Here is a 25,266-nt window from a genome sequence, read left to right on the forward strand (position 1 = left end):
AATTTTTTAAAAAAGATAAAAAGGTTTTTATTTGAATACTTTACTCAATGCCTTGGATTTATAGCCATAGTCACATAGGTTAGGAGATTATCAAAGCTTGGTTGCAAGGAATAATAAGACTTTACCTCCTGCCTCCTGCCATACAACTGAATTATGAGAACGGAATCAAATCTTTAAGTAATTATCTATTGCAAGTATCAAAAAGGAGGATATCAATCTATGATCAAATTATAAATAGCCACACCCTGATAATATTCCGTAAATTAACTGATGGCTCAAGTCAACTCTTGTTTTTAGGATCTAAGTTGTAGATTCTGGTATTTCAAACTTATATCCGTAACCACGAACAGTTTTAATAAACTCAGGAACACTAGTATCAGCTTCTAGCTTTTTGCGTAGCTGGCCGATATGTACATCTACTACTCGTCCATCTCCTACGTAGTCGCAACCCCAAATTTTTTGAATTAACTGAGGACGGCTCCAAGCTTGACCGGGATGACTTGCTAAAAAATGTAGAATATTAAACTCTAAAGCTGTGAGATTAAGAGGCTTATCGTTAAGCGTTACCTCTCGTCCTTCTGGGTTAATTGCCAATTGCTTGAATATTAAACGTTGTGAAGGAGAAGGTTTAATGGAGCGTACACGTCTTAAAAGCGCTTGTACTCGCACTTCAATTTCAGCTAAACTAAATGGCTTAGTAATGAAGTCATCAGCGCCAGCCGCTAAGATTTTTATCTTATCAGCTTCCTCCGTTCTACCAGTGAGAATCATCACCAAGACATTATTGCGGCTTTGCATTTCTTGACAAAGATTGTAGCCACTGGTGTCTGGAAGATTCCAATCGAGGATGACCAAAGCTGGGTTAAATTGCTCAAATAATGACAAAGCCGTTCTACCATCAGCCGCAGACTCTATTTGATATTTGCGGCTTAAAAAGCGATATATAAGGTTACGGACTCCAAAATCATCATCTACAACAAGAATTTTGGGGTTTGTAGCGGAAAGCGTCACCATACTGTTTTAGCGATTGTTATAGCCTATTGTTTATTTAGCCTTGTGCTATTAGTAATACGCCTAACACAGAAGCAGCCATTAAAGTGCTTATGTTATGAGCGTTTTTACTGGAAAGCGTTGATATTAGTCTACCTCCGGTGAGTACGTAGACCAATAGTAGCTGACAGCTATACATTATCGTTGTATTACTTAGCTACATTTAATTTTCCATTAAATTTATGAAAAGTTCAGCCATGATTATGCCTACAAAATGTATAACTTTTGTATAACTTTGGTATGTTTTTACGTTCCCATGCTAAAATTACAAATCTTCATAATCAAGAGAAGTTAACTTTTATCAGTGTGTTCCCTATATGTCGAGCTTCTCTGAATAGGTTTTATTGGTTCTACAACAAAGCCAAAAAGTAATTCCAGTCAAAATTACCGTAATAAACCCTACTCTGGTCTAACCAAAGGAAAAACTACCTACGGGGAGATACGAGTATCTGTCTGGAGTGCGTCTACGTGCAGATACAAAGACAATAGTATCTAATAACACATTAGACTAAAAGTATGACCAGCCAAGGACTAAAAGCGTCTCCTGAAGGTATTAGAGCTGCAAAAACAGCCTTAACAGATAAAACTCTGACTCAACAAAAACTAGCAGCCGCTTTAGGAATTACACGGCAACCTGTATCTAAATTTTTTGCAGGTGAGCCTGTATCTCGCAGTTGTTTCGTGCAAATTTGCCAACAACTAGGACTCTCTTGGCAAAATGTTATTGGTTTAGCTGAACAACCTTCAGAGGCAGAACAACCCAAAAAAGTTGATACTGATGCGTTAGTAGAGGAAGTCCGGCAAAAGCGTCATGATAAAATCCTAGACCAGTGCAGCACTGTCCAAATGTTGGATGTTGCTCAGGTAATTCCATTAAAAGAAATTTATACTCCTGTCTATGTTTTGGAAGAAGTAACAAGCCAGCAATGGTTAGAAATTTCCGATCTCATGAGAGATTGGCGCTTTGAACACGGCTTTGGCGGGTTTTACAATCAACATCAAAAAACGTTATCGGCTTTAGAGGCTGTATCACGTCATTCTAAGTTGATGCTTTTGGGTAAGCCTGGTTCGGGTAAAACTACATTTTTACAGTATCTCGCAATTGAATGTAGCGATGACCTACGGTCGGTCGGAAACCATCGCAAATTTTTGGCTAATCAAGTACCAATTTTTATCAAATTAAAAGAATTTGCTGAGGATGCTCAAAGCGAGAATGAGTTAAGTTTATTAAAATACATCATTCAAGAGTGTCGTTATGAAGGAATTGAGAAAGAATCAACTTTAGCAATACTAACTGGAGGTAAGGCATTAATTTTAATAGATGGTTTAGATGAAGTCCCAACAGCTTTTTTTGATAAAATTATTAGAGAAATCCGTAAATTCGTCCAAATTTTTTATAAAAACAAATTTGTAATTACTTCTCGAACTTCTACATATAAATACAGATTTACAGGATTTACTGAAGTTGAAATTGCAGATTTTTACGAAGAACAAGTAGCAGCCTTCGTCCAAAAATGGTTTTTAGTAATTGGTGGAAAAAATAATATTGATAGTGTATCTTTCGGGAATTTATTTATTCAACAACTAAACTTACCAGAGAATCAAAGAATCTGTGAATTAGCTACCACACCACTTTTATTACATCTTTTGTGTATAGTATTTAGAAACAAGATGCAGTTTCCTGTTTCATTAGAAAAATTATATGAACAGTTATTGCATGTCTTATTAGCTAAATGGGATAAAATCAGGGGTATTAAGAGAGATATTTTTTTTAGTGATTTTACCTTAGTTGCAAAAAGACAGATACTTTCTCATATTGCTATTAATACTTTTCTGAAAAAACAATATTTTTTTGCTCAGGAGACAATTAAAGAATTAGTATGTGAATATTTGTTTATTCATGCGAAAGCAAATCAATCCGAGCAAGATGGAGCAGTATTTATTCAAGAAGTTGCTACACAAGATAGTTTTTTAGTAGAACGAGCGAGAAACATTTATTCTTTTTCTCATTTAGGATTTCAAGAATATTTGATAGCAAAATATATTATTGATGGTTATCAAGATAAGGCTTGGCGCTTGTTAATAGACAATATTAGTGATAAACGCTGGCATAAAATATTTTTGTTAACTGTGAGTATGTTGAAAAATCCTGATGAGTTATTAAGTTTAATGAAGCATAAAGTTGATGAGCTTGTAGCTAATGATCCAAAAATTCAAACTTATCTGATGTGGCTGTATCAAAAAAGCAATAAAGTTTGTCATACACAACAAGCAGCTCAGGTTCGTGCTTTCTATATGCTTTGTGACGATGCTATTGCTCACAGTCCTAACTACGCTCTAGACTGGGATTTTCTTACTAATTTAGCTGCTAATCAGGAAATTATTCTTGATCAGTTACTTTTAACTACTTTAACCTGCGCTATTGAACTAGAAATTTCTTTTGAGCAAAATATTAATAATACTCATGCTTTCAATCATATCCATGCGCTCAATATTAATTTTGATGAGGCTATCGATATAGTTAAAAATTCTGAGTTTGAAAAGGATTTACAAAAACTTAGAAAAAAACTACCTAGTACAGAAAGTAATTTTGAAAAATTACGCTCTTGGTGGCAAGATAATGGTAAAAATTGGAATAATCAATTAAAGATTAATCTTATTAAATACAGACATATTGGTCAAGATTGGCAATTTAATGAAAAACAAAGTGAATTAATTAAACAATATTTTACAGTCAATGAGGTTATTATAAATTGCCTAAAATATTGTGTAGATAGTAAATTAAAACAAAAGATAGAAAGTCAATTATTTCTACCAATTCAGCAAATTAACCAGCAGGCAGAATAGAATTTCTTATTTATAATATTTTACAAATTTATCAATATGCTAATTGAGAAGATAAATCTTTAAATAAAAATAAATAAAGCTATTTTTCAAGATTAAGATTAGGTTAATAAAGATCATGTGAAAACTGATTATAGTATTTTCCCTGAAGCTTGCTGATTTTTTCAGAGCTAGAGTTTTGATAAATATTATGTTTTTATCTAGAAACCTTCAGTATGGAAAAACCACTGCTTTTAATTCTTTGTACGGGTAATTCTTGCCGGAGTCAAATGGCAGAAGGGTTTTTAAAAGAGTTAGCTGATGACTTATTAACAGCACAGAGTGCAGGAATGAACCCAGCAGCACAAGTTCATCCTTTGGCTATTAAAGTTATGGAAGAAATCGGGATAGATATTTCTCAAAACTCTTGTAAGCACCTGAATCTATATTTAGATAAAAAAATTGATACTGTTATTACAGTATGTGATCATGCAGATCAGAGTTGTCCTTCCTTACCTTCCGCCGTCAAACGCCATCACTTCAGCTTTCCTGATCCAGCAGAAGCAACAGGAACTGAAGCAGAAAAGTTACAAATATTTCGACGGGTTCGTGATGATATTAGCAAGCTAATATTAGCATACATAGCTGGAAGACGCGATGCCCTTCAATACTCTAAATAGGAGTTATGGGTATGTTAGCCGACTCATCGAATTTGCCATTAACAATGTTTACAGCCTTGGCAGAACGTAAAGATTTATTAATGGCATTGACAGATAGAATGGGACGTATTGAGTGGGTTAATCAAGCCTTTGCTGAACGTACAGGTTTACCTTTTGATGAGCTAACAGGGCAAAAATTCTTTGCTGTACTTGGTTCTAACTCGCAGTTGAATGTTCAACAAACTTACATTCGTGAACAACTATTGAAGGGAGAAAGTTTTAAGTTTGAGCTTTCTTTTCAAACACATGATTTAAGAGAATGTTGGCTTTTAGTAGATGGACAGCCGATACAAGATGCAGAAGGATTAACCATCAAGTACGCTGTCATGTCTACTGATATTACGCTACGTAAGCTAACAGAAAAAGACTTAGAACAAACACGACAACGGCTCAAACGGTTAGTAGAAAGTGTCAAATTAGTACCTTGGGAAGCTATTGGTGCCACTCGCCAATTTACTTATGTAGGGCCACAAGCGGCTGAGTTATTTGGTTATGATTTAGCCAATTGGTATGAACCAAAATTTTGGTATTCGCACATTCATCCAGAAGATTTACCCCAAGTAATAACACATCATCAGACTGTTGCCGAGGAAGATGATTATATAGTTGAGTATCGGTTTCTCACTGCTGATGGTAGATGGGTATGGTTAAGAGATATTGTCAATGTTATGAAGTCTTCAGAGCATGATACGCAATTACTTGGTTTTTTGATAGATATTACTGAACGTAAACAAACAGAACTCTCTTTACAAGAAGTGCTACTTAGACTCGAACAAACAAATCAGCAATTAGAAGTTCGGGTAGAGCAACGTACTATTGCTTTAACTCAAGAAAAAGAAAAATTAGAACAAACTTTAGAGCAGTTACAAAAGGCGCAACTGCGATTAATCCAAAGCGAGAAAATGTCTAGTCTGGGTCAGCTTGTGGCTGGTGTGGCTCATGAAATTAATAATCCTGTGAACTTTATCTATGGTAATTTGATTCCGGCGAGGGAATATACTCAAGACTTATTACACTTGTTAGAATGCTATCAGCATCATTATCCAGATCCCCATCCGCAACTCAAAGCAGAAATTAAGGCGGTAGACCTAGATTTTATAGTGGAAGATTTGCCTAAGTTGTTAGCTTCCATGAATGTTGGTGCTGATAGAATTAGAGAAATTGTCTTGTCTTTGCGTAACTTCTCTCGTCTAGATGAAGCTGAATTTAAGGAAGTCGATATTCATGGGGGTATTGATAGCACTCTCATGATTTTACAAAGCCGCCTCAAATTTAAGCCTGATTGTCCAGAAATTCGAGTTATTAAAGAATATGGTCAATTACCACTGGTGGAATGCTACGCTGGTCAATTGAATCAAGTATTTATGAATATTATCGCCAATGCAATTGATGCTTTAGAAGAGTCAGTGGCAACAGAACGCCATTTAGTAATTCATGGTCAAGCAGCTAACAATGGACAACTGACGATTAGCTCTCCTACGATTCGCATTTCTACTGAATACACACAAGAGCAGCAAGTCCTGATTCGCATCGCCGATAATGGCCTTGGTATCCGTGAGGACATCAGAAAGCATCTTTTTGATCCTTTTTTCACTACTAAAGCTGTTGGTAAAGGAACTGGTTTAGGATTATCTATTAGTTATCAAATTGTGGTGGAAAAACATCAAGGTCAAATTGAATGTCATTCCCAACTAGGTAAAGGTACAGAATTTATCATTTCTCTTCCTGCTAAACAAAAACGAAGCTAGAATTATCCAACTTCCACTGTTGCTGCTGCACCCAGTTGGAGAGCGTAAAGGTTAGCATAAACACCTTGTTGCTCAATTAGTTGGGTATGAGTACCCTGTTCGACAATTTGACCTTGCTCCATAACTAAAACTTGATCAGCTTGGGTGACGGTGCTGAGGCGGTGGGCAATGACAAAGCTAGTACGACCTTGCAATAAACGAGCGATCGCATCTTGTACAAGTGCTTCTGTACGAGTGTCTATACTACTAGTTGCTTCATCTAGAATCAAGATGCGGGGATTGATTAACACGGCACGAGCAATACTAATTAATTGTTTCTGTCCTTGGCTGAGAGGCGCACCGCGTTCACCCAACTGAGTTGTATAACCCTGTGGTAGAGAAGTAATAAACTCATGGACATTCGCCATTTGTGCCGCAGTTTCAATCTCGGCTTGAGTGGCATAAGGCGCACCAAAAGCAATATTTTCAGCTACAGTACCACTAAACAAAATATTATCCTGTAAGACAATGCCAATTTGGCGGCGGAGACTAGCTTGAGTCACACTACGCACATCAATTCCATCAATTTTTACTGCCCCACCGGAGACATCATAAAAACGCAATATCAAGTTAATAATAGTCGTTTTGCCTGAGCCAGTATGCCCTACTAATGCCACCATCTGTCCTGGTTGAGCGTGTAAATTTACGCCTTTGAGAACAAGTTTTTCTGAGTTATAGCCAAACTTCACATCCTCAAATATCACCTCACCTTGGATAGAAGGCATTTGGGTAGCATCAGGCGCATCTTGGAGTTGGGCTGGTTCATCCAACAACAGAAAAATTCGCTCTAACCCAGCAAAAGCAGATTGAGCTTGGGTGTAAAACTGACTGAGAATTTGGATAGGACGAAAAAACTGCTGCACATAAAGTAAAAAAGATACCACCACACCTGCTGTAGCGCCTCCTGTGACGGCGAGATAGCCACCATAAGCTAGTACACCTGCTGTAGCTACAGTGTTGAGGAAATCAATTGATGGTAAAAACGCAGAAGTAATGGCTACTGCTTCAACGTTAGCATCACGATTAGCAGCGTTAAGCTGGTCAAATTCTGCAATATTAAGGTTGACTCGATTAAATGCCTGTGCTTCTCGCACACTACCAATATCTTCTTCTAATTTGGCAGAAAGTTCACCAATTGTTTTTCGTGTCACACGGAACTTACTCCTCGCCCACCGTGAAAATATGCTAGTAGTAAAAATCATCACTGGTATAACTAAGTTACTTAAGAGTCCCAGTTGTAAGTTAATGGAAAGCATAGCAATTACAATGCCCACCAAACTCAAAACACTACCTAATATTTGGGCAACAGTTTGTCCAAAAGCCTGATTTACAGTATTAACATCATTTAATAGCCGACTCATTAAATCGCCAGCTTCACTGCGATCAAAAAAGCTCAGTGGTAGACTCTGGATTTTTAGAAAGATATCTTGTCTCAGTTGAGCCAGCAACCGTTGCATAATCGAACCGACGCGAAGAATTTGACCGCGAGTTGCCGAGATCCCAATGCAGTAAATTAAACCTAGTAGCCCTAATAGCCAGAATAACCCCTGTAAATTCCCTTTTGCTATCAGATTATCAACTGACCAGCCAAGTAAAAATGGCCCGATCGCCTGAGTCGAAGCACCAATTACTACTAACATTAAGGCAATGGGAATTTCTTTGCGAAAGGCGCGAAAGTATTCTAGAAAACGCCGGATAGTTGAGGTTTGTTGAATTTTCTCTGGCGCAGATAGCATGTGATTTTATCTTGAGGAGTGGGAGGAGATGAGGGATATGTAGCTTGCTTCCCGCAGGGTAGGAGAATAACAACTGTCAACTGTTAACTGTCAACTGCCTTTTCTTCATCACTTGAGATTCTAAAATCGCCCCATAGAGCGGACTGGTTTGCATTAGTTCCTCATGAGTTCCTTGGGCTACCAATCTTCCTTTATCTATGAGTAAAATACGGTCAGCATTTTTAACAGTACTGATACGTTGGGCTACTACAAAAGTTACACAAGCTTTTTGGCGCATCATGTCATCTAATGCGGCTTGAATTTCAGCAGCCGTCTTTGCGTCTACGGCTGAGGTGCTGTCATCAAGAATCAAAATACTGTAATCGGTAAGTAAAGTCCGGGCGATCGCAATTCTTTGTTTTTGTCCCCCAGATAAACCAACGCCACGTTCACCGACAATTGTTTCGTAGCCATCAGGCAAACTAGCAATAAAGTCATGGATTTGGGCTGTTTTTGCTACCTCAATCACTTCATCTAGGGGTGCATTGGGTTTGGCGTAGGCGATATTCTCACGGATAGTTCCAGAGAATAATGTAGTTTCTTGAAAGACAATACCGATGTGTCTGCGTAAACTTTTGAGGGTAAAATCGCGCACATCTCGCCCATCAATCCGAATCGCTCCCTTTGTAACATCATAAAAGCGCGGAATCAGGTTCATAATTGTACTTTTGCCCGAACCTGTCATCCCTAAAACTGCTATTAGTTCTTTGGGCTTAGTTTCAAAAGATACATTTTTCAATGCTTCCGTAGTTGCGCCAGGATAACGAAAAGTGACATTCTCAAAGGTGATTCTACCGCCACAAGTATCAAAGGCGATCGCATTGGGACGTTCTTGAATATCAATTGTGGCATCTACTACTTCGTAAACTCGTGTCGCAGAAGCCGCAGCTTGAGCGATCGCAGGTGCAGCAAAGCCAATCAGCAAAATCGGCTGGAAAATCAATATTAGGTAGGAATTAAATGCTATTAATTCGCCAATGGAAAACTTATTCCCGACAACTTGCGCTCCTCCATAGGCAAACACCGCCAGCGTTACCAGATTACTCAATAAAAAGATAAACGGGAATGTATTACTGATGCTATGAATTGTCTTCATGTTAGCCGCAACTAATTCATTATTGAGGCTGGTGTAACGAGACTTCTCCACTGATTCCCGCACAAAGGCTTTAACTACCCTAATACCAAGCAAATTCTCTTGCAATACAGCATTGAGATTACTTAGTTTTTCTTGTACTTGCCGGAAAAGTTGATTATTACGCCTAACAAATCGCGTCATCAACCAAGCTGTGATCGGCACTGACGTTAAAGAAATCATAGCTAGTTGCCAATTCATTACCAGTAAAAGTATCGCAATAGCTACTAATGTCACGACTGCACCGATAACTTGAATCAAGTTAGTCCCGACAAAAGTACGAATCTGCTCAATATCACTGGTGACACGGGTGAGTAGTTGCGAAGTCTGTGATTGATCGTGATAACTAAAACTCAGATTTTGAATCTTACTAAAAATATTATTGCGTAAATCGTAAGCAACGCCTTGAGAAGCTGATTCAGCTAAATAACTTTGACTAAAGCTAAACACACCACGAGCGATCGCGGCAACTATCATCCATGCAGCACTATATATAACTATCTGTAAATCTTGTTTGACAATGCCCTGATCTATTGCCCAGCGAAATAATTGGGGAGTAATAGTATTTGCAACTGTCAACACTAATAAACTAATCAAAGCCCCCAGCGAAGCCCATCTGTAGTTTCTCAAACTCCCCAGTACACGCCAGATTGCTTGTAGTGACGCATTTTTCCGGGGTTCTGATGTTAAAACCACTGGAATTTCTCCCTGATGTGTCTTAAAAATTATCTCTACAAAGGAGTATGAAAGCTAAACGGGTAATAAACAATAGGCAATAAGTAGTAAGTATTAGCTAAAATCGCCCATTTTTGACGTATAAACAAGTATCTGCTGTATGTGTGACAGCTATGCGATATTATCCACATAATTAGGGAACAAGCGTTTTCAGCAATTACAGCAGATTTTGGGTAGATGAGGTACAAGCATAAAATCCAAAACCATGTAGAGACTTTACATGTAACGTCTCTAGTGCTATATGTTCTAATTAGTATATGAAACTCAACTTTTACAGATATTTGTGGCGTTGCGTCCTAGTTCTGCTGCTAGCGTTGAGCTTGAGCGGTTGGGATGTAAAATCAGCAATTGCCCTCCTACGCCAACATCACGATTCCCCAGGAATTTTGCGTTACCATTCACAAGTGTCAATCAAAGATGAATCTGGATATGCTTGGCAGGTGCTACTGTTCAAACAAAATTACAATTATCCAGTTCCAGATTTAAGGTTACGCTTAGTAGCTTTTCCGGGTGTAGTGGAAATTACTCACCCCCAACCGTTAGAAATCGAGGCAACCGAGGGAAAATTATTGTTGGCTTCAGATGCTTATGCCTTAACTGCACCTGCTGCTAATGTTGGTGAATATGAATTAAATGAGGTTTTAGCTAAACTACCAACAACTAATGCACTCAAACTATATGTACCAGTTAAAAGCCAAAAGCCATTGGTTCTGAATATACCCGAATCTGTAGTCACTGAATGGCAGTGGTTAGTAACAGAAATTAAATAACGATATTGAAATAGTTAAACTAAGCGATCGTAAATTTACCAGTTAAGCGATCGCTATATTATTGAGTTTACTTTAGGCGAGAGTGTCAGGGTCAACACCCAAAGCACGCAAACGTTCCCGCAACCGCGCATTCTCTAATTCTACGGCTTCCGCACGCTGGCGTTCAGCTTCCGCACGTTGACGTTCAGCTTCCGCACGTTGACGTTCAAATTCTACAGATTGACGTTCGAGTTCCGCACGTTCATCACCAGTTAACAGTAAATTACCTTGTTCATCCCACCACCGTAACCAAGGTATTTCTGCATCTAATATAAAGCGGCCTTGCCAGATCCCCAATTCCACACCCATAGGCTCAATTGGATAATGCCCCCTATTATTAGCAGCTAATTTTTGGTAACGACTACCAACTAATTGATAAACCTCAACAGATGCTTTTTTAACTTCATAAATACCATAGTAAGCAGGACGGATCACATTTTCATAAATCCAAAATTTTCCTTTGTAGGGAGTTTTATCTCGTTCCTCCTCTCCATTTCCCGACACAAATTCCAAAACAATCAATGGTGCGATTAATTCTTGCCAAAATACATAAGAACGGCGGAGTTCACCATTAAGAGTTGGCGGAACATTCGGTACATAAAACCAATCTGGTGCTTCTGCGCCTTTTTCTGGTGGGTCTGTTAACCGCCAGTAGATACCAGAATCTTGACCAATGCAATAATAGCCATCAGGATGAATTTCTTGTAATCGCGGCAAGATAGAATCAGTTAGTAAAATGCTTTGAGGATGTTCTTGAAAATTTTTCACAAATGTACCATCAGACTCTGGTAGCTGAGTGTGGTCTGGTAGAGTGAGATGCTGGGCTAGGATGACCATTGTGTTACCTCACCGAAATCATAAGAGCGCTGATAGTAATTATAGCGATCGCCCGTAATTCCCTTAAGCTGATCTTTGTGGCATATTTATGAAACAACCTGCTTTTTCTCAACTTCCCGATCCTATAGAACTACAAATAGTTAGTAATACACCTGGACGTTTACGATTAAAAGTCCCTAGCAAATTTCAGCAACATCAAGAAATTAACCAAATCGCTAATAATTTAGAATATATTTTTCCGCAAATTGAGAAAATAAAGACAAATTTAGATTCAGGTAGTATTACAATTTACTACAATGGTGGCAATAAAACCTTAAAAGATGCTTTAAGCAAATTACAAGCTTCAAGAATAAATCTTGTAGATGCCCCTGCCAAAAAAATACAACCTGTAACAATAACTAAGACAATATTGGGCTTGAATGAGCAAATCAAACAAGCTACAAAAGAAACAGTAGATGTGCGATCGCTTTTAACATTTAGTATTTTTGCATTTGTAATTAAACGTTTACTTCCTCAACTAGCTCGTTGGCAATCAACAATTTTATATTTATTGCTGTGGTATGCCGTGGAGAGTTTAGTGAAGATGAGCGACAATCAGCAACAGGCAGATAATATCAATAACAAGTAAAACTTATACTTGTAAAAGATTGTCTTGCATAAGTTCATGGGTTTGCTAATGCAATACACATATTCAATTAGCTGTGCTGTTAAAAATAAAATATTTAAGTATTCAAATATTTAAGTAGGGCTTGCTGAAAAAGTCATTTCAAAGGAAGAGAAAAATTGATTAAGTAGTCAGTCCAGAAAAAAGATAAGTTTTTGTTGTTTAAGGTTTAATGAAATATCAGTTTCGATAATAGAAGAAGTAAAAAAAGACTCAGTTTTGAAAAATAGGCAAAAAAATACACAAAAAAGCCGTAATAGCAGAGTAGAAAGATGTATTGCAGATACGGGTTCTCCCGAATTTGTTCTACTGTCTCTCTGTCACTTATTCCTAATTTTTCTTTAATTATTAATGCTCCCAACGCCATTCTAAATGTTTTGGCTGGCGCTCCCATTCTTGCTGAAAATATTTCTGCGTACTCTGCTTCAAATTTTGACCAAGGTATCATGTTCGCCATGATTACCCATCGGTTATCTGACGCTAGTTTTCCCCCAAAGGGTAGTTCAAAGTTTTCTGCTGCTTTTTCTTGCTTTTGCGCTCTTCGATACATTTTAACGCAACTTGCTACAAGGATTTTTACTTATCTTACCCTTTTTCTTTTCACCTTATTTTTCTTTCCTGACCCTGAAACTCTTCATTCTGCTATCTTTCGCCCTTATTCAGCCAGCCCTAAGTACTTAAAAACTTGAATACGCAAGAAATTAGGGAAGTCCAGAAAATAAATTATCCCAATTTTTAAACTCAACGCAACTGTTTCTTCCCCCTGCTCCCTGCCTTATTACATATTGGGACAGGTTGGCATATCATCTCCAACAAGTAGCCTTGCCAGACTGGGTAAAGCCTCACCGTAAGTTGGGTGAATGTGAACCGATTGTTCAAGTATCTGCCACGTTGCTTTAGCTTCCATCAGCGACAAAAAGACATGTACGAGTTCAGCCGTTTCGTACCCAACTAGTGTTGCTCCTAAAATTAAATTCGTGTGGGTGTCGATAACCATGCGATAGAAACCTAGATCATGCCCCCACTCAATGCTACGGGCGATGTGAGCCATCGGCAGGGTGACTTCGCGTGCAGCAATATCCTGTTTGTGAGCCTGTTCTAATGTCATCCCCACCCGGCCCACTTGCGGCTCTGTGTAAACGGCATAGCCTAAGACGCGATCGCTGCGTGTCCTCTGTTCGCCACATAGAATGGCTTTCAAGCGACGATAATCTTCCCAAGAAACATGAGTAAAAGCAGGTTGCTTGGCAACATCTGCGATCGCATAAATCCCAGGACAAGTAGTTTGGAACTGCTCGTCAATTTTAATAAACCCTTGTGCATCTAATTCAACGCTCGTCAGCGCAGAATTTAATGCACCAGTATTCGGTTTGCGCCCAGTTGCAATTAGCAATGCTTCTCCATCAAGGACTTTCCCATTGTTTAGGGTGAGGGTAAACACACCGTTAGAGTAAGCAACCTGCTGAACCGTCGCCTTGAAATGCAGTCCTATCCCATCTTGCTCAAAGGCATCAGCCAGCACAGCACTAACATCAGATTCTTCTTGAGCCAGCAAGCGATCGCCCCTGACAATTAATTCGGTCTGACTTCCTAAACGCGCCATTCCCTGCCCTAACTCCAGGGCAATATAGCCACCGCCGACCACGAGCAACCGGGGCGGAATTTGCTGCAAATCAAAGAAATTTCGGTTAGTTAGATAAGGAGTTCCAGCTAAACCAGGAATCTGTGGAATAGTAGAGGATGTTCCTGTGTTGATGACAATGATCGGAGCCTGCACAGTCACACCTCCTCCGCTCACAGTTCGCTCTCCAGTGAAAGCGGCTTCAGCGTAGACAATTCTCACCCCTGCACTCTCTAATCGCTGCTTAATACCTTGATTAAACTGGCTGCGAATACTACGCACACGCTCCATCACTGTAGAAAAATCGACTTCAAGGAGTGCGTGTATGCCTAGCTTTGCAGCTTGTCGAGTGCGACCTGCCGCATGAGCGGCAGCTAAAAAGGCTTTGGAAGGAGTACAGCCATAGTTGATGCAACTCCCGCCTAACGCATCGCGCTCAAATAGAACGACATTTCGACCTGCTTTGGCAAAGTCAACCGCAAGTGGAATACCGCCCTGACCGCTTCCAATCACAATTACATCTGCTGTTTCCATTATTACCTCTGTTGATATTTGGTACTTGGTCATTACAGTTTGTCAAGTAAGACTGGCTTTAAATCACCTGCTTTCTCGCCAATCACGAAGGTTGGTGCGTTCGTTTTGCCTGTCGTCAGCGTTGGCGGCATGGACGACCGACTTCGCAAAGGTAAGTAAGTCGGTGCAATAAAACCAAACCATGCAAAGAAAAGTAAATAAGGCTCAAACTCTTTCTCCCCCTGCCCCCTGCCTTATATCCCACTCTTTTAGTTAATCATTTCAGTAATAATTTATTAGCACATATATTGATTTTTTATGGAATTTCAAATGACTGAATCATTTTTTTCGCAACTTCTACAAAATCATCATAATTATCTGTTTTAGCTGTATAAGTAATTATGTAAGCTTTGCCATTTTTTAAAGTAAATAATTGTAAGTTCTTTAAACTATTTTTTCCATCTTTATTAAGGTAGATTAATTCTTGCCCTTGTTTATTTGCCACTACTTGTTCACTTGTATTGATCACCTTTGCCTCTACAAGATGATTATTGATATCCTTAATAGAGGTTTGAGTAAATTCCTGTAATGTTCCAGGAAAATCTTCAGTAGTAATAGTTAATTTTTCTTGAAAATCATCGGCATCATTCTGTTTAGGAGAAATGAATGTTACCAGTTCTCCTGTAATGCGATTATTTATATCTTGTCTATTCCAGCTTTGGGGATATTTGATCTTCAGCTTCTCACTGCTATTTTCATAGGTTAAGAATGTTTCTGTTTTTGAAGAGATAAATTTTGTGATAGGAGTTATAAATATAGAGAAAATCAAAATTATGCCTGCAATTACAGCTAAACTTAACTTGGGTAGATAATTATTGGGCGACGATGGCAATGTAGGAGAAGATGTTGAAGGCACAGTTAAAGGCTGTGCAGGTGTTATTTGAGTAGGTGTTAACGCCCGGAAAGATTGTAAAGCTTCTTCGGCTGACTGGAAGCGTTCACGAAAGTAATAACGCACCATTTTGTCTAAAATATCTGCTAGTTCTTGGCTTACCTGTGCTTGATTTCGCCAAATAATTTCACCTGTACTAGCATCTTTTGGTAATTGCTCTGGTTTGCTTCCCGTCAGAGCTTGAATACCAATTATTCCCACTGCATAAATATCGCTGGTAAAATTTGGTTGACCATTAGATTGTTCGCTAGGCATATAGCCCATTGTACCAATTACAACAGTTCTAGGTTTTTGCTCCTGGGAACTAACTATTTGAGTGCCAATTTGTTTGACTGAACCAAAGTCAATCAACACAATTTTGCCATCTTGCCTGCGTATGATATTTGATGGTTTGATATCACGATGAACTACACCATTTTGATGAACGAATATCAAAATTTCTAGAATATCTTGTAAAAGTTTCAAAACATAAGCTTCACTCAGCTTTTTACCTGGGACTAGTTCTTTGCTTAAGTCGTGACCTTCAATGTATTCTTGAACTAGATAAAATTCTTGATTGTCTTCAAAATGAGCTAAAAGACGAGGGATGTTGGCATGATTTCCTAATGTTTCGAGAATCTCTGCTTCTTTGTTAAACAAACGTCTAGCTTGTTCTAAAACATAGGGGTTATTAGATATTGGTTGCAACTGTTTAACAACACACTCAGGATTTCCTGGACGCTGCATATCTTCGGCTAAGAAAGTAACACCAAATCCCCCTGTGCCAATTTGTTTGAGAATTTGGTAGCGTCCACTCAGCTTTTGACCCACAATGGTGTTCATCTTACATCCTGCAAGGTCTAACTCATTGAACTAATGCGTTGATGTTATCTTGACATAAACCGTGACTTTCAATGTTGAGCTTATTCAATTTAGTGAAAAACTTTACGGCGATGCCTCGCAAAGTAGGCATCGCGGATTTTAGATAATATCTAAAATCCCAATCGATTTAACGATTCACCGCCGCAGCTTCCCGCGCCGCAGCTGCTTGGTCTGGGTGTATACCTAAGCGGGTGAGATTAATTCGTCCTTTATTGTCAATTTCGCGCACTTTGACAATAACTTCATCTCCAACCGCTACTTCATCCTCAACTTTACCAACACGATAATCAGCTAGTTGAGAAATGTGGATCATCCCTTCCTTCCCTGGAAGAAATTCCACAAAAGCACCGATGGGTATAATCCGCGTCACACGTCCCGCGTAAACGTCGCCTTCGTTCAGTTTGCGAGTCATGCCTTGAACAATATTCCTGGCTCTCTTCGCCTTGTTTTCATCAACCGCAGAAATGGTAACTGTGCCATCATCTTCGATGTCAATTTTCGCACCAGTTTCTTCAGTGATACCCTTAATTGTCTTACCACCAGGCCCAATGACTAAACCAATCATGTCTGGGTCAATCTTGATGGTCAACAAGCGAGGTGCATAGGGCGAGGTTTCGGTGCGTGGGGTGTCGATAGTTTGGAGCATTTTGTCCAAAATATGCAGCCTAGCAGACTTGGCTTGATTGATTGCTTGAGCTATCACCTCTATGGGCAAACCAGAGATTTTCATGTCCATTTGCAAAGCGGTAATACCTGCATCCGTTCCTGCAACTTTAAAGTCCATGTCACCCAAGAAGTCTTCAATGCCTTGAATGTCTGTTAAGACTCGGACTTCATCACCTTCTTTAATCAAACCCATCGCTGCACCACTCACGGGTTTAATAATTGGCACACCTGCATCCATTAAGGCCAAGGTGGAACCGCAAACTGAACCCATTGAGGTGGAACCGTTGGAAGAAAGCACTTCCGAAACGACACGAATCACATAAGGGAATTGCTCTTTGGGTGGCAGTACAGGTAAGATGGCTCTCTCTGCTAATGCACCGTGACCAACTTCTCGTCTACCAGGAGCGCGTAATGGCTTGGTTTCGCCAACGGAGAAGGGTGGGAAATTGTAGTGATGTAAGTAGCGTTTGGATTGGTCTGTTTGCAGGTCATCGTTGAGGTTTTGGGCATCGCCTGGAGTACCCAAGGTACAAGCGGATAAGACCTGAGTTAATCCCCGGTTAAATAAGCCGCTACCGTGGACGCGCTTGGGTAAAACGCCAACTTGGCAAGAGACTGGACGCACTTCATCGAGTTTACGACCATCCACGCGCACGTTATCTTCAACGATTTGACGGCGCATGAAGTATTTTGTAATGTCTTTAAAAGTATTGCTCAGGGCTTTGCCGTCTGCGGTGGCAGCTACCTTAATTGGGTCTTCGTCTGGGAGTTCGGCGATCGCTGTGGCAATATTATCTTTAACAACGTCCAACGCGGCATCGCGTTCGGGTTTGGTGAGTTCAAACTGAGCCAGAATTTTCTTAATTTCGTCGCTCGCGCGATCGCGGATATAATTTTCCAGAGTTTGGTCTACCTCTGGTCGTGCTTCCTGCACAATTTCCAGACCGAGTTCGGCTACTAAGTCTTGCTGCGCTTTGATTAAGTCGCGCACAGCTTCATAACCAAAATCAATTGCCTCAATAATATCTCGCTCTGGTAATTGATTTGCCCCAGCTTCCACCATGATTACACCATCAGGTGAACCTGCGACAATCAGATCCAATTCCCCAGCTTCGATTTCCGCATAGGTGGGGTTAATAATGAAGTCATCACCTACTAAACCAACCCTCACGGCTGCCATTGGCCCGTTAAAGGGGATTTGTGCTATTAAAGTGGCAATGGAAGCGCCTGTTACTGCTAATACGTCCGGTGGTACTTGTTCATCCATCGACATTGTAAAAGCGATGACTTGTAAGTCATCCCGCAACCATGAAGGAAACAAGGGACGCAGAGGACGATCTATCAAACGACTGGTGAGAATGGCTTTTTCTGGCGGACGACCTTCTCGGCGCATAATCCCACCAGGGATTCTTCCCGCCGCATACAATCTTTCTTCGTAATCTACTGTCAGGGGAAGAAAATCAATGCCTTCTCTGGCTTGCGATCGCGTAGCTGTCACTAGAACAGTTGTATCCCCCGATTCAATCAAAACCGACCCACCCGCTTGGGGTGCTAGTAGGCCTACTTTCAGTCGAATATCCCTTCCATCGAAGGATATTGACTTCTCAAATTCTGCCATTCAGCTTTTTTTCCTTCTATGCACGCTATTCTCTCTCTGTGGCAATCCTAACATTTATGCCCTGTAACTGGCTCCTGTTACACACAAACAGCAATATGAAATTAGTCATTGGTCATTAGTCCATAGTCCATAGTCAACAGTTGTTCTCCCTTGTCTTCTCCTCCTCATCTCCCACATCTTCCCCCACTTTCCTATACATCATCAGTGCCTTGACTACTTGCCCATCTTTTAACTTGGCGGCGTTGGGAATGCTGCCAATGATATCAAAACCTAAAGACTGCCATAGACTAATTGAAGGTATATTAGTTTCAAAGACCAAATTAAACATAACTGCTTCGTAGCCTAACTGGGCTGCTACCAAGAGCATGGATTCTCCCATGAATCTACCTATGCCCTGACCCCGCAATCCTGGTTGTACAATAAAACCAGCGTTGCAGATATGACTGCACCGCCCTGGAAAGTTCGGCTTGAGATAAAATGACCCTAATATGGTTTGTGGCTTGTGTATGCCATCCTCACCAGATACCCTAACAACAAAGGCTTCTTTACTCAACCAGTAAGCTGCAAATTCTGGCTGTGATAATTGTTGCTTTTGTGGATAAGTCTTACCTTCATCAATTACATAGTTTAAAAGTGTTCTCACATCTTCATATTCTTGAGGTTTTATATAATCTAGTTCTACAGTTGTCCCGTTTTTTAGCACTTTATATAGAGGAAAGTCCATTACTTATGTTATTTGATATATTTTAATGATTATCTAGATATATTTAGACAAGTATGTACTTAAGTCAATATAGTAGATACATAAAAAATAAAAGAATAAAATTTTTAGCCAATGTTTGATGAATATTAAAAGCTAAATATCATAGCGAAAAATTAAGCCAAAGGCAAAAACGACTGACAACTAAAAAAAGAGTAAAGTTTGAGTATTTAAGAAATGGCAATTTTACACGGTAGTTGGATAACAAAAGAGCAGGATAGTTGTTTATTTATTTGGGGAGAAACTTGGCGATCGCCACAGGTAGATGATGATTTAGAAACGGTAGCAGTTAATCCATTGGCTCTGTCGGCATCAGAGTTAAGTGAGTGGTTGCAGTCTCAACACGAGGCAATTTTTAACTTACTACCGCAACAAATAGAGAAGCGAACTTCAAAAACATCTAGTGCTGTCAAAAAAATAGATTTACCAATATCCTCACAAGTAATTGCTCTGCCAACGACAATTTCTCAACCTAAGAAGAAAGAAAAAATTGTTATTGCCCCTGTACATTCTGCTGCTTTAGAATCTGAGACTAATTCTGACACTTATCTACAACCTTGGCTTGTAGAAGGTTTTTGTCTTTCCTCTAGTGCGGCAATTAAATTTCTCACTTCTTTACCTTTAAATATTACTAGCCCAGAGAATGCTTTTTTAGGTGGAGATTTGCGTTTTTGGTCACAGATTGCCCGTTGGAGTTTAGATTTAATTTCTCGTTCTAAATTTCTGCCTATTATCCAGCGACAGCCAAATAATTCTGTAAATTCTAGATGGCAAGTCCTTTTAGATAGTGCTGCTGATGGAACTCGTTTAGAAAAGTTTGCGGCGAAGATGCCTGTGGTTTGTCGGACTTATCAGGGAGTAGGAAGTGGCAATATATATATAGATTTTCCTGTGCAGGCGCAGGAGTTGATATTGAATTTTCTCAATGGTGTGATTGATACGCAATTACGGGAGATGGTAGGAAATCAGCCTGTGCTAGAAACTCGGTTGATGGCTTCTCTAGCGCCTGCGGTGCGACAGTGGTTGCAAGCTTTAACTGGTACGTCTAATTCAGTTAGTGCGGATGCAGTTGGTTGGGAACGTTTAGAAGCGGCGTTCAAAGCTTGGACTATGCCGCTACAATATCAACTAGTTAGCAAAAATCAATTTCGGACTTGTTTTGAATTACGTTCTCCAGAACCAGGGGAAAACCAATGGACACTGGCATATTTCTTGCAAGCAGCCGATGATCCAGAATTTTTGGTAGATGCGGCGACGATTTGGCAACATCCTGTTGAACAACTAGTTTACCGCGCTCGCTCAATTGAACAACCCCAGGAAACATTTTTGCGGGGTTTGGGGTTAGCTTCTCGATTGTATCCGGCGATCGCACCTACTTTAGATACAGAATCACCCCAATTTTGCCACCTCAACCCCATGCAGTCCTATGAATTTATCAAGTCAGTTGCTTGGCGATTTGAGGATAGCGGTTTAGGGGTAATTTTACCGCCGAGTTTGGCGAACCGTGAAGGCTGGGCAAATCGCTTAGGTTTGAAAATTTCCGCCGAAACACCAAACAAAAAGCAAGGACGTTTGGGTTTGCAGAGTTTGCTGAACTTCCAATGGCAATTAGCGATCGGTGGTCAAACTATTTCTAAAGCAGAATTTGATAAACTGGTGGCATTAAAAAGCCCACTAGTAGAAATTAACGGTGAGTGGGTGGAGTTGCGTCCTCAAGATATCAAGACAGCCGAAGCCTTTTTTGCTGCCCGTAAAGACCAAATGGCTTTATCGTTAGAAGATGCTTTACGTCTTAGCACGGGTGATACTCAAGTCATAGAGAAATTACCAGTAGTCAGTTTTGAAGCCTCTGGCGCATTAGAAGAATTGATAGGGGCGCTGACAAATAATCAAGCCGTTGCACCATTACCCAAGCCGAAAGACTTTCAAGGACAGTTACGTCCTTATCAAGAAAGGGGTGCAGCTTGGTTGGCTTTCTTAGAACGTTGGGGCTTAGGCGCTTGTCTCGCCGACGACATGGGACTGGGTAAAACGATCCAGTTCATTGCTTTCCTGCTGCACCTCAAAGAACAGGATGTTCTAGAAAAACCCACTTTGCTAGTTTGTCCTACTTCTGTTTTAGGTAACTGGGAAAGGGAAGTCAAAAAATTTGCACCAACGCTTAAAGTTCTGCAATATCACGGTGATAAACGTCCCAAAGGTAAAACCTTTCAAGAAGCAGTTAAAAAATATGATTTAGTTATTACCAGTTACTCATTAGTGCATAGAGATGTTAAATCATTACAGGGTGTTTCTTGGCAGATAATTGTTTTAGATGAAGCCCAAAATGTGAAGAATGCTGAAGCCAAACAGTCACAGGCAGTAAGACAATTAGAGACAACATTTAGAATTGCTCTAACGGGTACGCCTGTAGAAAATAGATTACAAGAACTTTGGTCAATTCTAGACTTCCTCAATCCTGGTTATTTAGGTAATAAGCAATTCTTCCAAAGACGCTTCGCCATGCCAATAGAAAAGTATGGTGATGCAGCATCTTTAAATCAATTGCGTGCTTTGGTGCAACCATTTATTCTACGTCGTTTGAAAACAGATAGAGAAATTATTCAAGACTTGCCAGAGAAGCAAGAAATGACAGTATTTTGTGGTTTGAGCGCGGAACAAGCTGCACTTTATCAGCAAACAGTAGAAACATCCTTAGTAGAAATTGAATCAGCAGAAGGATTGCAACGTCGAGGGATGATTTTAGCTTTATTAATTAAACTCAAACAAATTTGTAATCATCCAGCACAATACTTAAAAGCAGCAACTTTGGAAAAATACAGTTCAGGCAAACTACAACGTTTACAAGAAATGTTGGAGGAGGTATTAGCAGAAGGTAATATTTATAGTGTCGCTGGTGGAGAACGCGTTTTAATTTTTACTCAATTTGCAGAGTGGGGTAAGTTACTCAAACCCCATTTAGAAAAACAATTTGGACGAGAAATATTCTTCTTATATGGTAGTACTAGTAAAAAACAACGTGAAGAAATGATTGACCGTTTTCAACACGACCCCCAAGGCCCACCGATTATGATTCTTTCTCTCAAAGCTGGTGGTGTAGGTTTAAATTTAACTAGGGCAAATCATGTATTTCACTTTGATAGATGGTGGAATCCAGCCGTAGAAAATCAAGCCACAGACCGCGTATTTCGGATTGGACAAACGCGGAATGTGCAGGTGCATAAGTTTGTTTGCAATGGCACTTTAGAAGAGAAAATTCACGACATGATTGAGAGTAAAAAACAATTAGCTGAACAAGTTGTTGGTGCGGGTGAGGATTGGTTAACTGAACTTGATACAGACCAACTGCGTAATTTACTGATACTCGATCGCAGTGCTGTAATTGATGAAGATACAGATTAATCTATCTCTGTGCCTCTATGGTTAAAAAATTATTACCACAGAGGCACAGAGACATAGAGAAATTTGAAATTTACAGGTTGGTTTTATTGACAAAAGCAACAATTGTTGATGTTGGATATATTTGGCTGATGGGTGCAGGCTTCATATCCCGGTAGTCTAATATTTGCACAATGATGAGATAGGCGATCGCTAAAAGAATCGAAATAGCCCCTGCAATAATTGCCACAAGTTTTTTACGTTCCATTACTACTTCCTGCCATCTAATTTATTGGTCTTTATCTATATTTACATTGTCACAGTCAATGTAAATATTGGTAAGTCAGGAAAATTATGCACATCTAATTCGCATTAATTACGAATTACAAATTATTACTATGTCTCTAACCGAAGAAATTCTCTCCCAATTACCAGGGGATGTTTTAGGAAATTTACGCCGTGCTGACGCTATCCTTAAATCTATTCGAGAAAACACTGCACCAACACCTGATGTAGTTAAAGAAAGTCAAGACAGTTTAGGTAATGTAGACAGCGATGTAATTATTTGCGGTGGGACATTAGGCATTTTAATCGGTTGCGCCTTAGCGGTACGAGGACTGCGGGTAGTGTTGCTAGAAAGGGGAATTTTGCAAGGTAGGGAACAGGAATGGAATATTTCTCGTAAAGAGTTAGAGGTGTTTGTAGAATTAAATATACTTACCCAGGAGGAACTGGAAAAAGCGATCGCTACCGAATACAATCCAGCCAGAGTTAAATTTAAGGATGGTGGAGAAGTTTGGGTAAAGGATGTCTTAAATATTGGGGTAGATCCAGTTTATTTACTTGCAACTTTAAAACAAAAATTTTTAGAAGCTGGTGGTCAATTATTTGAACATACACCTTTTTCTGAGGTAGTTGTTCATCCAGATGGGGTAATAGTTAATCACCAATTCACAGCCAAATTATTGATAGATGCAATGGGACATCTTTCCCCCATCACCAAACAAGCACGCCAAGGTAAAAAGCCGGATGCACTTTGCTTAGTGGTGGGAAGTTGCGCTCAAGGTTTTGCTGAAAACCATGCAGGCGACTTAATTTTATCCTTCACATCCTTGCAAAACCAATGTCAGTATTTTTGGGAAGCCTTCCCCGCCAGAGATGGGAGGACAACATATTTATTTACCTACATGGATGCTCATCCCCAAAGCTTAAGTTTAGAAGAATTATTTGCAGAATATTTACGCTTATTACCAGAATATCAAGGTGTAGAATTAGAACAGTTAAAATTTCAAAGAGCCTTATTTGGATTTTTTCCTAGCGATCGCCAAAGTCCACTAAAAACTCCCTGGAATCGCATTCTCCCAGTGGGAGATAGTAGCGGAAATCAATCACCCTTGAGTTTTGGCGGTTTTGGGGCAATGGTACGCCACCTCAAGCGTTTAACATTAGGTATACACGAAGCCCTACAAACAGAACAATTATCAGCTAAAGCATTAGCATTGCTGCAACCATATCAACCAAGCCTCAGCGTTACTTGGTTGTTTCAGAAAGCTATGAGTGTTAGTGTAAATCAAAACATTCCTTCAGAGCAAATTAATCAACTGCTTTCGGCTGTTTTTCAAGAAATGCAGCAACTAGGAACACCAGTTTTAAAAGCTTTTTTACAAGATATAGTCCAATTTTCTGCACTAACACAAACACTCTTCAAAACTGGCTTATCTCATCCGGCATTAGTAGCGAAAATAATTCCTCAAGTGGGTTTAATAAATCTCTTAGATTGGCTAGTGCATTACACTAACTTAGGCACTTATACTACCTTATTTGCACTTAGCCCCATGTTAGAAACGTGGACTAAAAATTTACCACCCACACAACAATACTATTGGCATCGCTTAGTAGACGCTTGGAAATTTGGTTCTGGTGCTGATTACACTGGGGAATAGGCACTAGCAAATAAGTTATACAAAATATTACCTCATTGTTGTCGTGGATTTGATTGCGAAAGGGATGCAGAGGCTGGTATTTTTTGTCTCTGCACGCCTCCCCCTCAAATGAATGAATAGTTTGTTTTCGTAAGATGCCGATAACCTACTTGTTAAAAGTCTTGATGAAATAAATTCTGGGTTTAGAACGGTTCAAAACAGTCATAGGTTCTTTGACAGATTATCTTGCCATCCTCAAATTCGATAAACTGTGCAAAATAAGCTTTCATCTTTCCTCCGGCAGGAGTTTGCCCGATTGGAACAGCAATTTCTGCTGTCCATATTGTTTCTAAAATTACTGTGTTACCAGCAACATAAGACTTTTGAATGTCATAATTCTGACTTATCAGAACTGATTTACCTCTTAGAGAAGCTTCCTTTAAATCGTTTAGATTTCTTATTGCTCCTTCAGGAAATAGGTGATTAGGGTATTCTATTTGCTTGACTGACTCAGAATAATAAATAGCAAGTTCATCCCCTGTTTTACCTTCTGCAATATCTTTGAGATAATTTTTCGTAATTTCTAGAATTTGATGATTTTCGGTAGTCATAGCTACTCGTATTCATAAACTACAAAGTTGTTT

17 protein-coding genes and 1 pseudogene are annotated in these 25,266 nt (G+C 39.5%); 7 read left to right on the top strand and 11 right to left on the bottom strand.

Going from position 1 to position 25,266, the window contains the following annotated elements; genetic code table 11:
- Positions 1–300: 300 nt before the first annotated feature.
- The gene (locus NSMS1_RS06085; protein ID WP_224091916.1) at positions 301–1,014 is read right to left on the bottom strand and encodes a response regulator transcription factor; all 714 of its coding nucleotides are present in this window, start codon (positions 1,012–1,014) and stop codon (positions 301–303) included.
- A gap of 552 nt (positions 1,015–1,566) precedes the next feature.
- On the opposite strand from NSMS1_RS06085, the gene NSMS1_RS06090 reads away from it, so the two are divergent.
- The 3 genes from NSMS1_RS06090 to NSMS1_RS06100 all read left to right on the top strand — a co-directional run bounded on the left by NSMS1_RS06090 (position 1,567) and on the right by NSMS1_RS06100 (position 6,340).
- Positions 1,567–3,897, top strand: coding sequence for an NACHT domain-containing protein (locus NSMS1_RS06090; RefSeq protein ID WP_224091917.1), 2,331 nt, complete (start codon positions 1,567–1,569; stop codon positions 3,895–3,897).
- Positions 3,898–4,109: 212 nt separating this feature from the next.
- Complete coding sequence (locus NSMS1_RS06095) at positions 4,110–4,553, top strand: arsenate reductase ArsC (protein WP_224091918.1); 444 nt, start codon at positions 4,110–4,112, stop codon at positions 4,551–4,553.
- Positions 4,554–4,564: 11 nt separating this feature from the next.
- Positions 4,565–6,340, top strand: coding sequence for a PAS domain S-box protein (locus NSMS1_RS06100; RefSeq protein WP_224091919.1), 1,776 nt, complete (start codon positions 4,565–4,567; stop codon positions 6,338–6,340).
- 2 nt (positions 6,341–6,342) lie between these two features.
- On the opposite strand, the gene NSMS1_RS06105 is transcribed toward NSMS1_RS06100, so the two are convergent.
- Positions 6,343–8,115 carry an ABC transporter ATP-binding protein gene (locus tag NSMS1_RS06105; RefSeq protein ID WP_224091920.1) on the bottom strand — a complete coding sequence of 591 codons (1,773 nt, stop codon included), beginning with the start codon at positions 8,113–8,115 and terminating at the stop codon, positions 6,343–6,345.
- Between the two features lie 76 nt (positions 8,116–8,191).
- Positions 8,192–9,982: an ABC transporter ATP-binding protein gene (locus NSMS1_RS06110; protein ID WP_224091921.1), complete on the bottom strand. Its 1,791-nt coding sequence runs from the start codon at positions 9,980–9,982 to the stop codon at positions 8,192–8,194.
- Between the two features lie 296 nt (positions 9,983–10,278).
- Between NSMS1_RS06110 and NSMS1_RS06115 the strand changes: the two genes are divergently transcribed.
- Positions 10,279–10,791: a DUF3122 domain-containing protein gene (locus NSMS1_RS06115; protein WP_224091922.1), complete on the top strand. Its 513-nt coding sequence runs from the start codon at positions 10,279–10,281 to the stop codon at positions 10,789–10,791.
- 72 nt (positions 10,792–10,863) lie between these two features.
- Here NSMS1_RS06115 and NSMS1_RS06120 read toward each other — a convergent pair whose 3' ends face one another.
- A complete protein-coding gene (locus tag NSMS1_RS06120; protein ID WP_224091924.1) occupies positions 10,864–11,667 on the bottom strand; it encodes a Uma2 family endonuclease in 804 nt (267 codons plus the stop codon).
- An 88-nt stretch (positions 11,668–11,755) separates the two neighbouring features.
- Here NSMS1_RS06120 and NSMS1_RS06125 point away from each other — a divergent pair, with 88 nt between their 5' ends.
- The gene (locus NSMS1_RS06125; RefSeq protein WP_224091925.1) at positions 11,756–12,295 is read left to right on the top strand and encodes an HMA2 domain-containing protein; all 540 of its coding nucleotides are present in this window, start codon (positions 11,756–11,758) and stop codon (positions 12,293–12,295) included.
- Positions 12,296–12,587: 292 nt separating this feature from the next.
- On the opposite strand, the pseudogene NSMS1_RS06130 reads toward NSMS1_RS06125, so the two are convergent.
- The 5 genes and pseudogenes from NSMS1_RS06130 to NSMS1_RS06150 all read right to left on the bottom strand — a co-directional run.
- Positions 12,588–12,881 (bottom strand): annotated as a pseudogene (locus tag NSMS1_RS06130) (transposase); the annotation flags it as partial.
- A gap of 228 nt (positions 12,882–13,109) precedes the next feature.
- Complete coding sequence (locus tag NSMS1_RS06135) at positions 13,110–14,486, bottom strand: dihydrolipoyl dehydrogenase family protein (protein WP_224091927.1); 1,377 nt, start codon at positions 14,484–14,486, stop codon at positions 13,110–13,112.
- A 295-nt stretch (positions 14,487–14,781) separates the two neighbouring features.
- Positions 14,782–16,239 carry a serine/threonine-protein kinase gene (locus NSMS1_RS06140; RefSeq protein WP_317986582.1) on the bottom strand — a complete coding sequence of 486 codons (1,458 nt, stop codon included), beginning with the start codon at positions 16,237–16,239 and terminating at the stop codon, positions 14,782–14,784.
- 166 nt (positions 16,240–16,405) lie between these two features.
- On the bottom strand, positions 16,406–18,562 hold the full coding sequence (locus NSMS1_RS06145) for a polyribonucleotide nucleotidyltransferase (RefSeq protein WP_224091929.1): 2,157 nt from the start codon (positions 18,560–18,562) through the stop codon (positions 16,406–16,408).
- 133 nt (positions 18,563–18,695) lie between these two features.
- The gene (locus tag NSMS1_RS06150) at positions 18,696–19,286 is read right to left on the bottom strand and encodes a GNAT family N-acetyltransferase (protein ID WP_224091930.1); all 591 of its coding nucleotides are present in this window, start codon (positions 19,284–19,286) and stop codon (positions 18,696–18,698) included.
- Positions 19,287–19,499: 213 nt separating this feature from the next.
- On the opposite strand from NSMS1_RS06150, the gene NSMS1_RS06155 reads away from it, so the two are divergent.
- Entirely contained in the window at positions 19,500–22,724 is a 3,225-nt protein-coding gene (locus tag NSMS1_RS06155; RefSeq protein WP_224091931.1) for a DEAD/DEAH box helicase, read from the top strand.
- 70 nt (positions 22,725–22,794) lie between these two features.
- On the opposite strand, the gene NSMS1_RS06160 is transcribed toward NSMS1_RS06155, so the two are convergent.
- The gene (locus NSMS1_RS06160; protein ID WP_224091932.1) at positions 22,795–22,968 is read right to left on the bottom strand and encodes a hypothetical protein; all 174 of its coding nucleotides are present in this window, start codon (positions 22,966–22,968) and stop codon (positions 22,795–22,797) included.
- Between the two features lie 130 nt (positions 22,969–23,098).
- Between NSMS1_RS06160 and NSMS1_RS06165 the strand changes: the two genes are divergently transcribed.
- Positions 23,099–24,643, top strand: coding sequence for an NAD(P)/FAD-dependent oxidoreductase (locus tag NSMS1_RS06165; protein ID WP_224091933.1), 1,545 nt, complete (start codon positions 23,099–23,101; stop codon positions 24,641–24,643).
- A gap of 182 nt (positions 24,644–24,825) precedes the next feature.
- On the opposite strand, the gene NSMS1_RS06170 is transcribed toward NSMS1_RS06165, so the two are convergent.
- Positions 24,826–25,233 (bottom strand): nuclear transport factor 2 family protein, encoded by a 408-nt coding sequence (locus tag NSMS1_RS06170; RefSeq protein WP_224091934.1) that lies wholly within the window; start codon positions 25,231–25,233, stop codon positions 24,826–24,828.
- Positions 25,234–25,266 lie beyond the last annotated feature (33 nt).

Source organism: Nostoc sp. MS1 (genome assembly GCF_019976755.1).
Lineage (GTDB): Bacteria > Cyanobacteriota > Cyanobacteriia > Cyanobacteriales > Nostocaceae > Trichormus.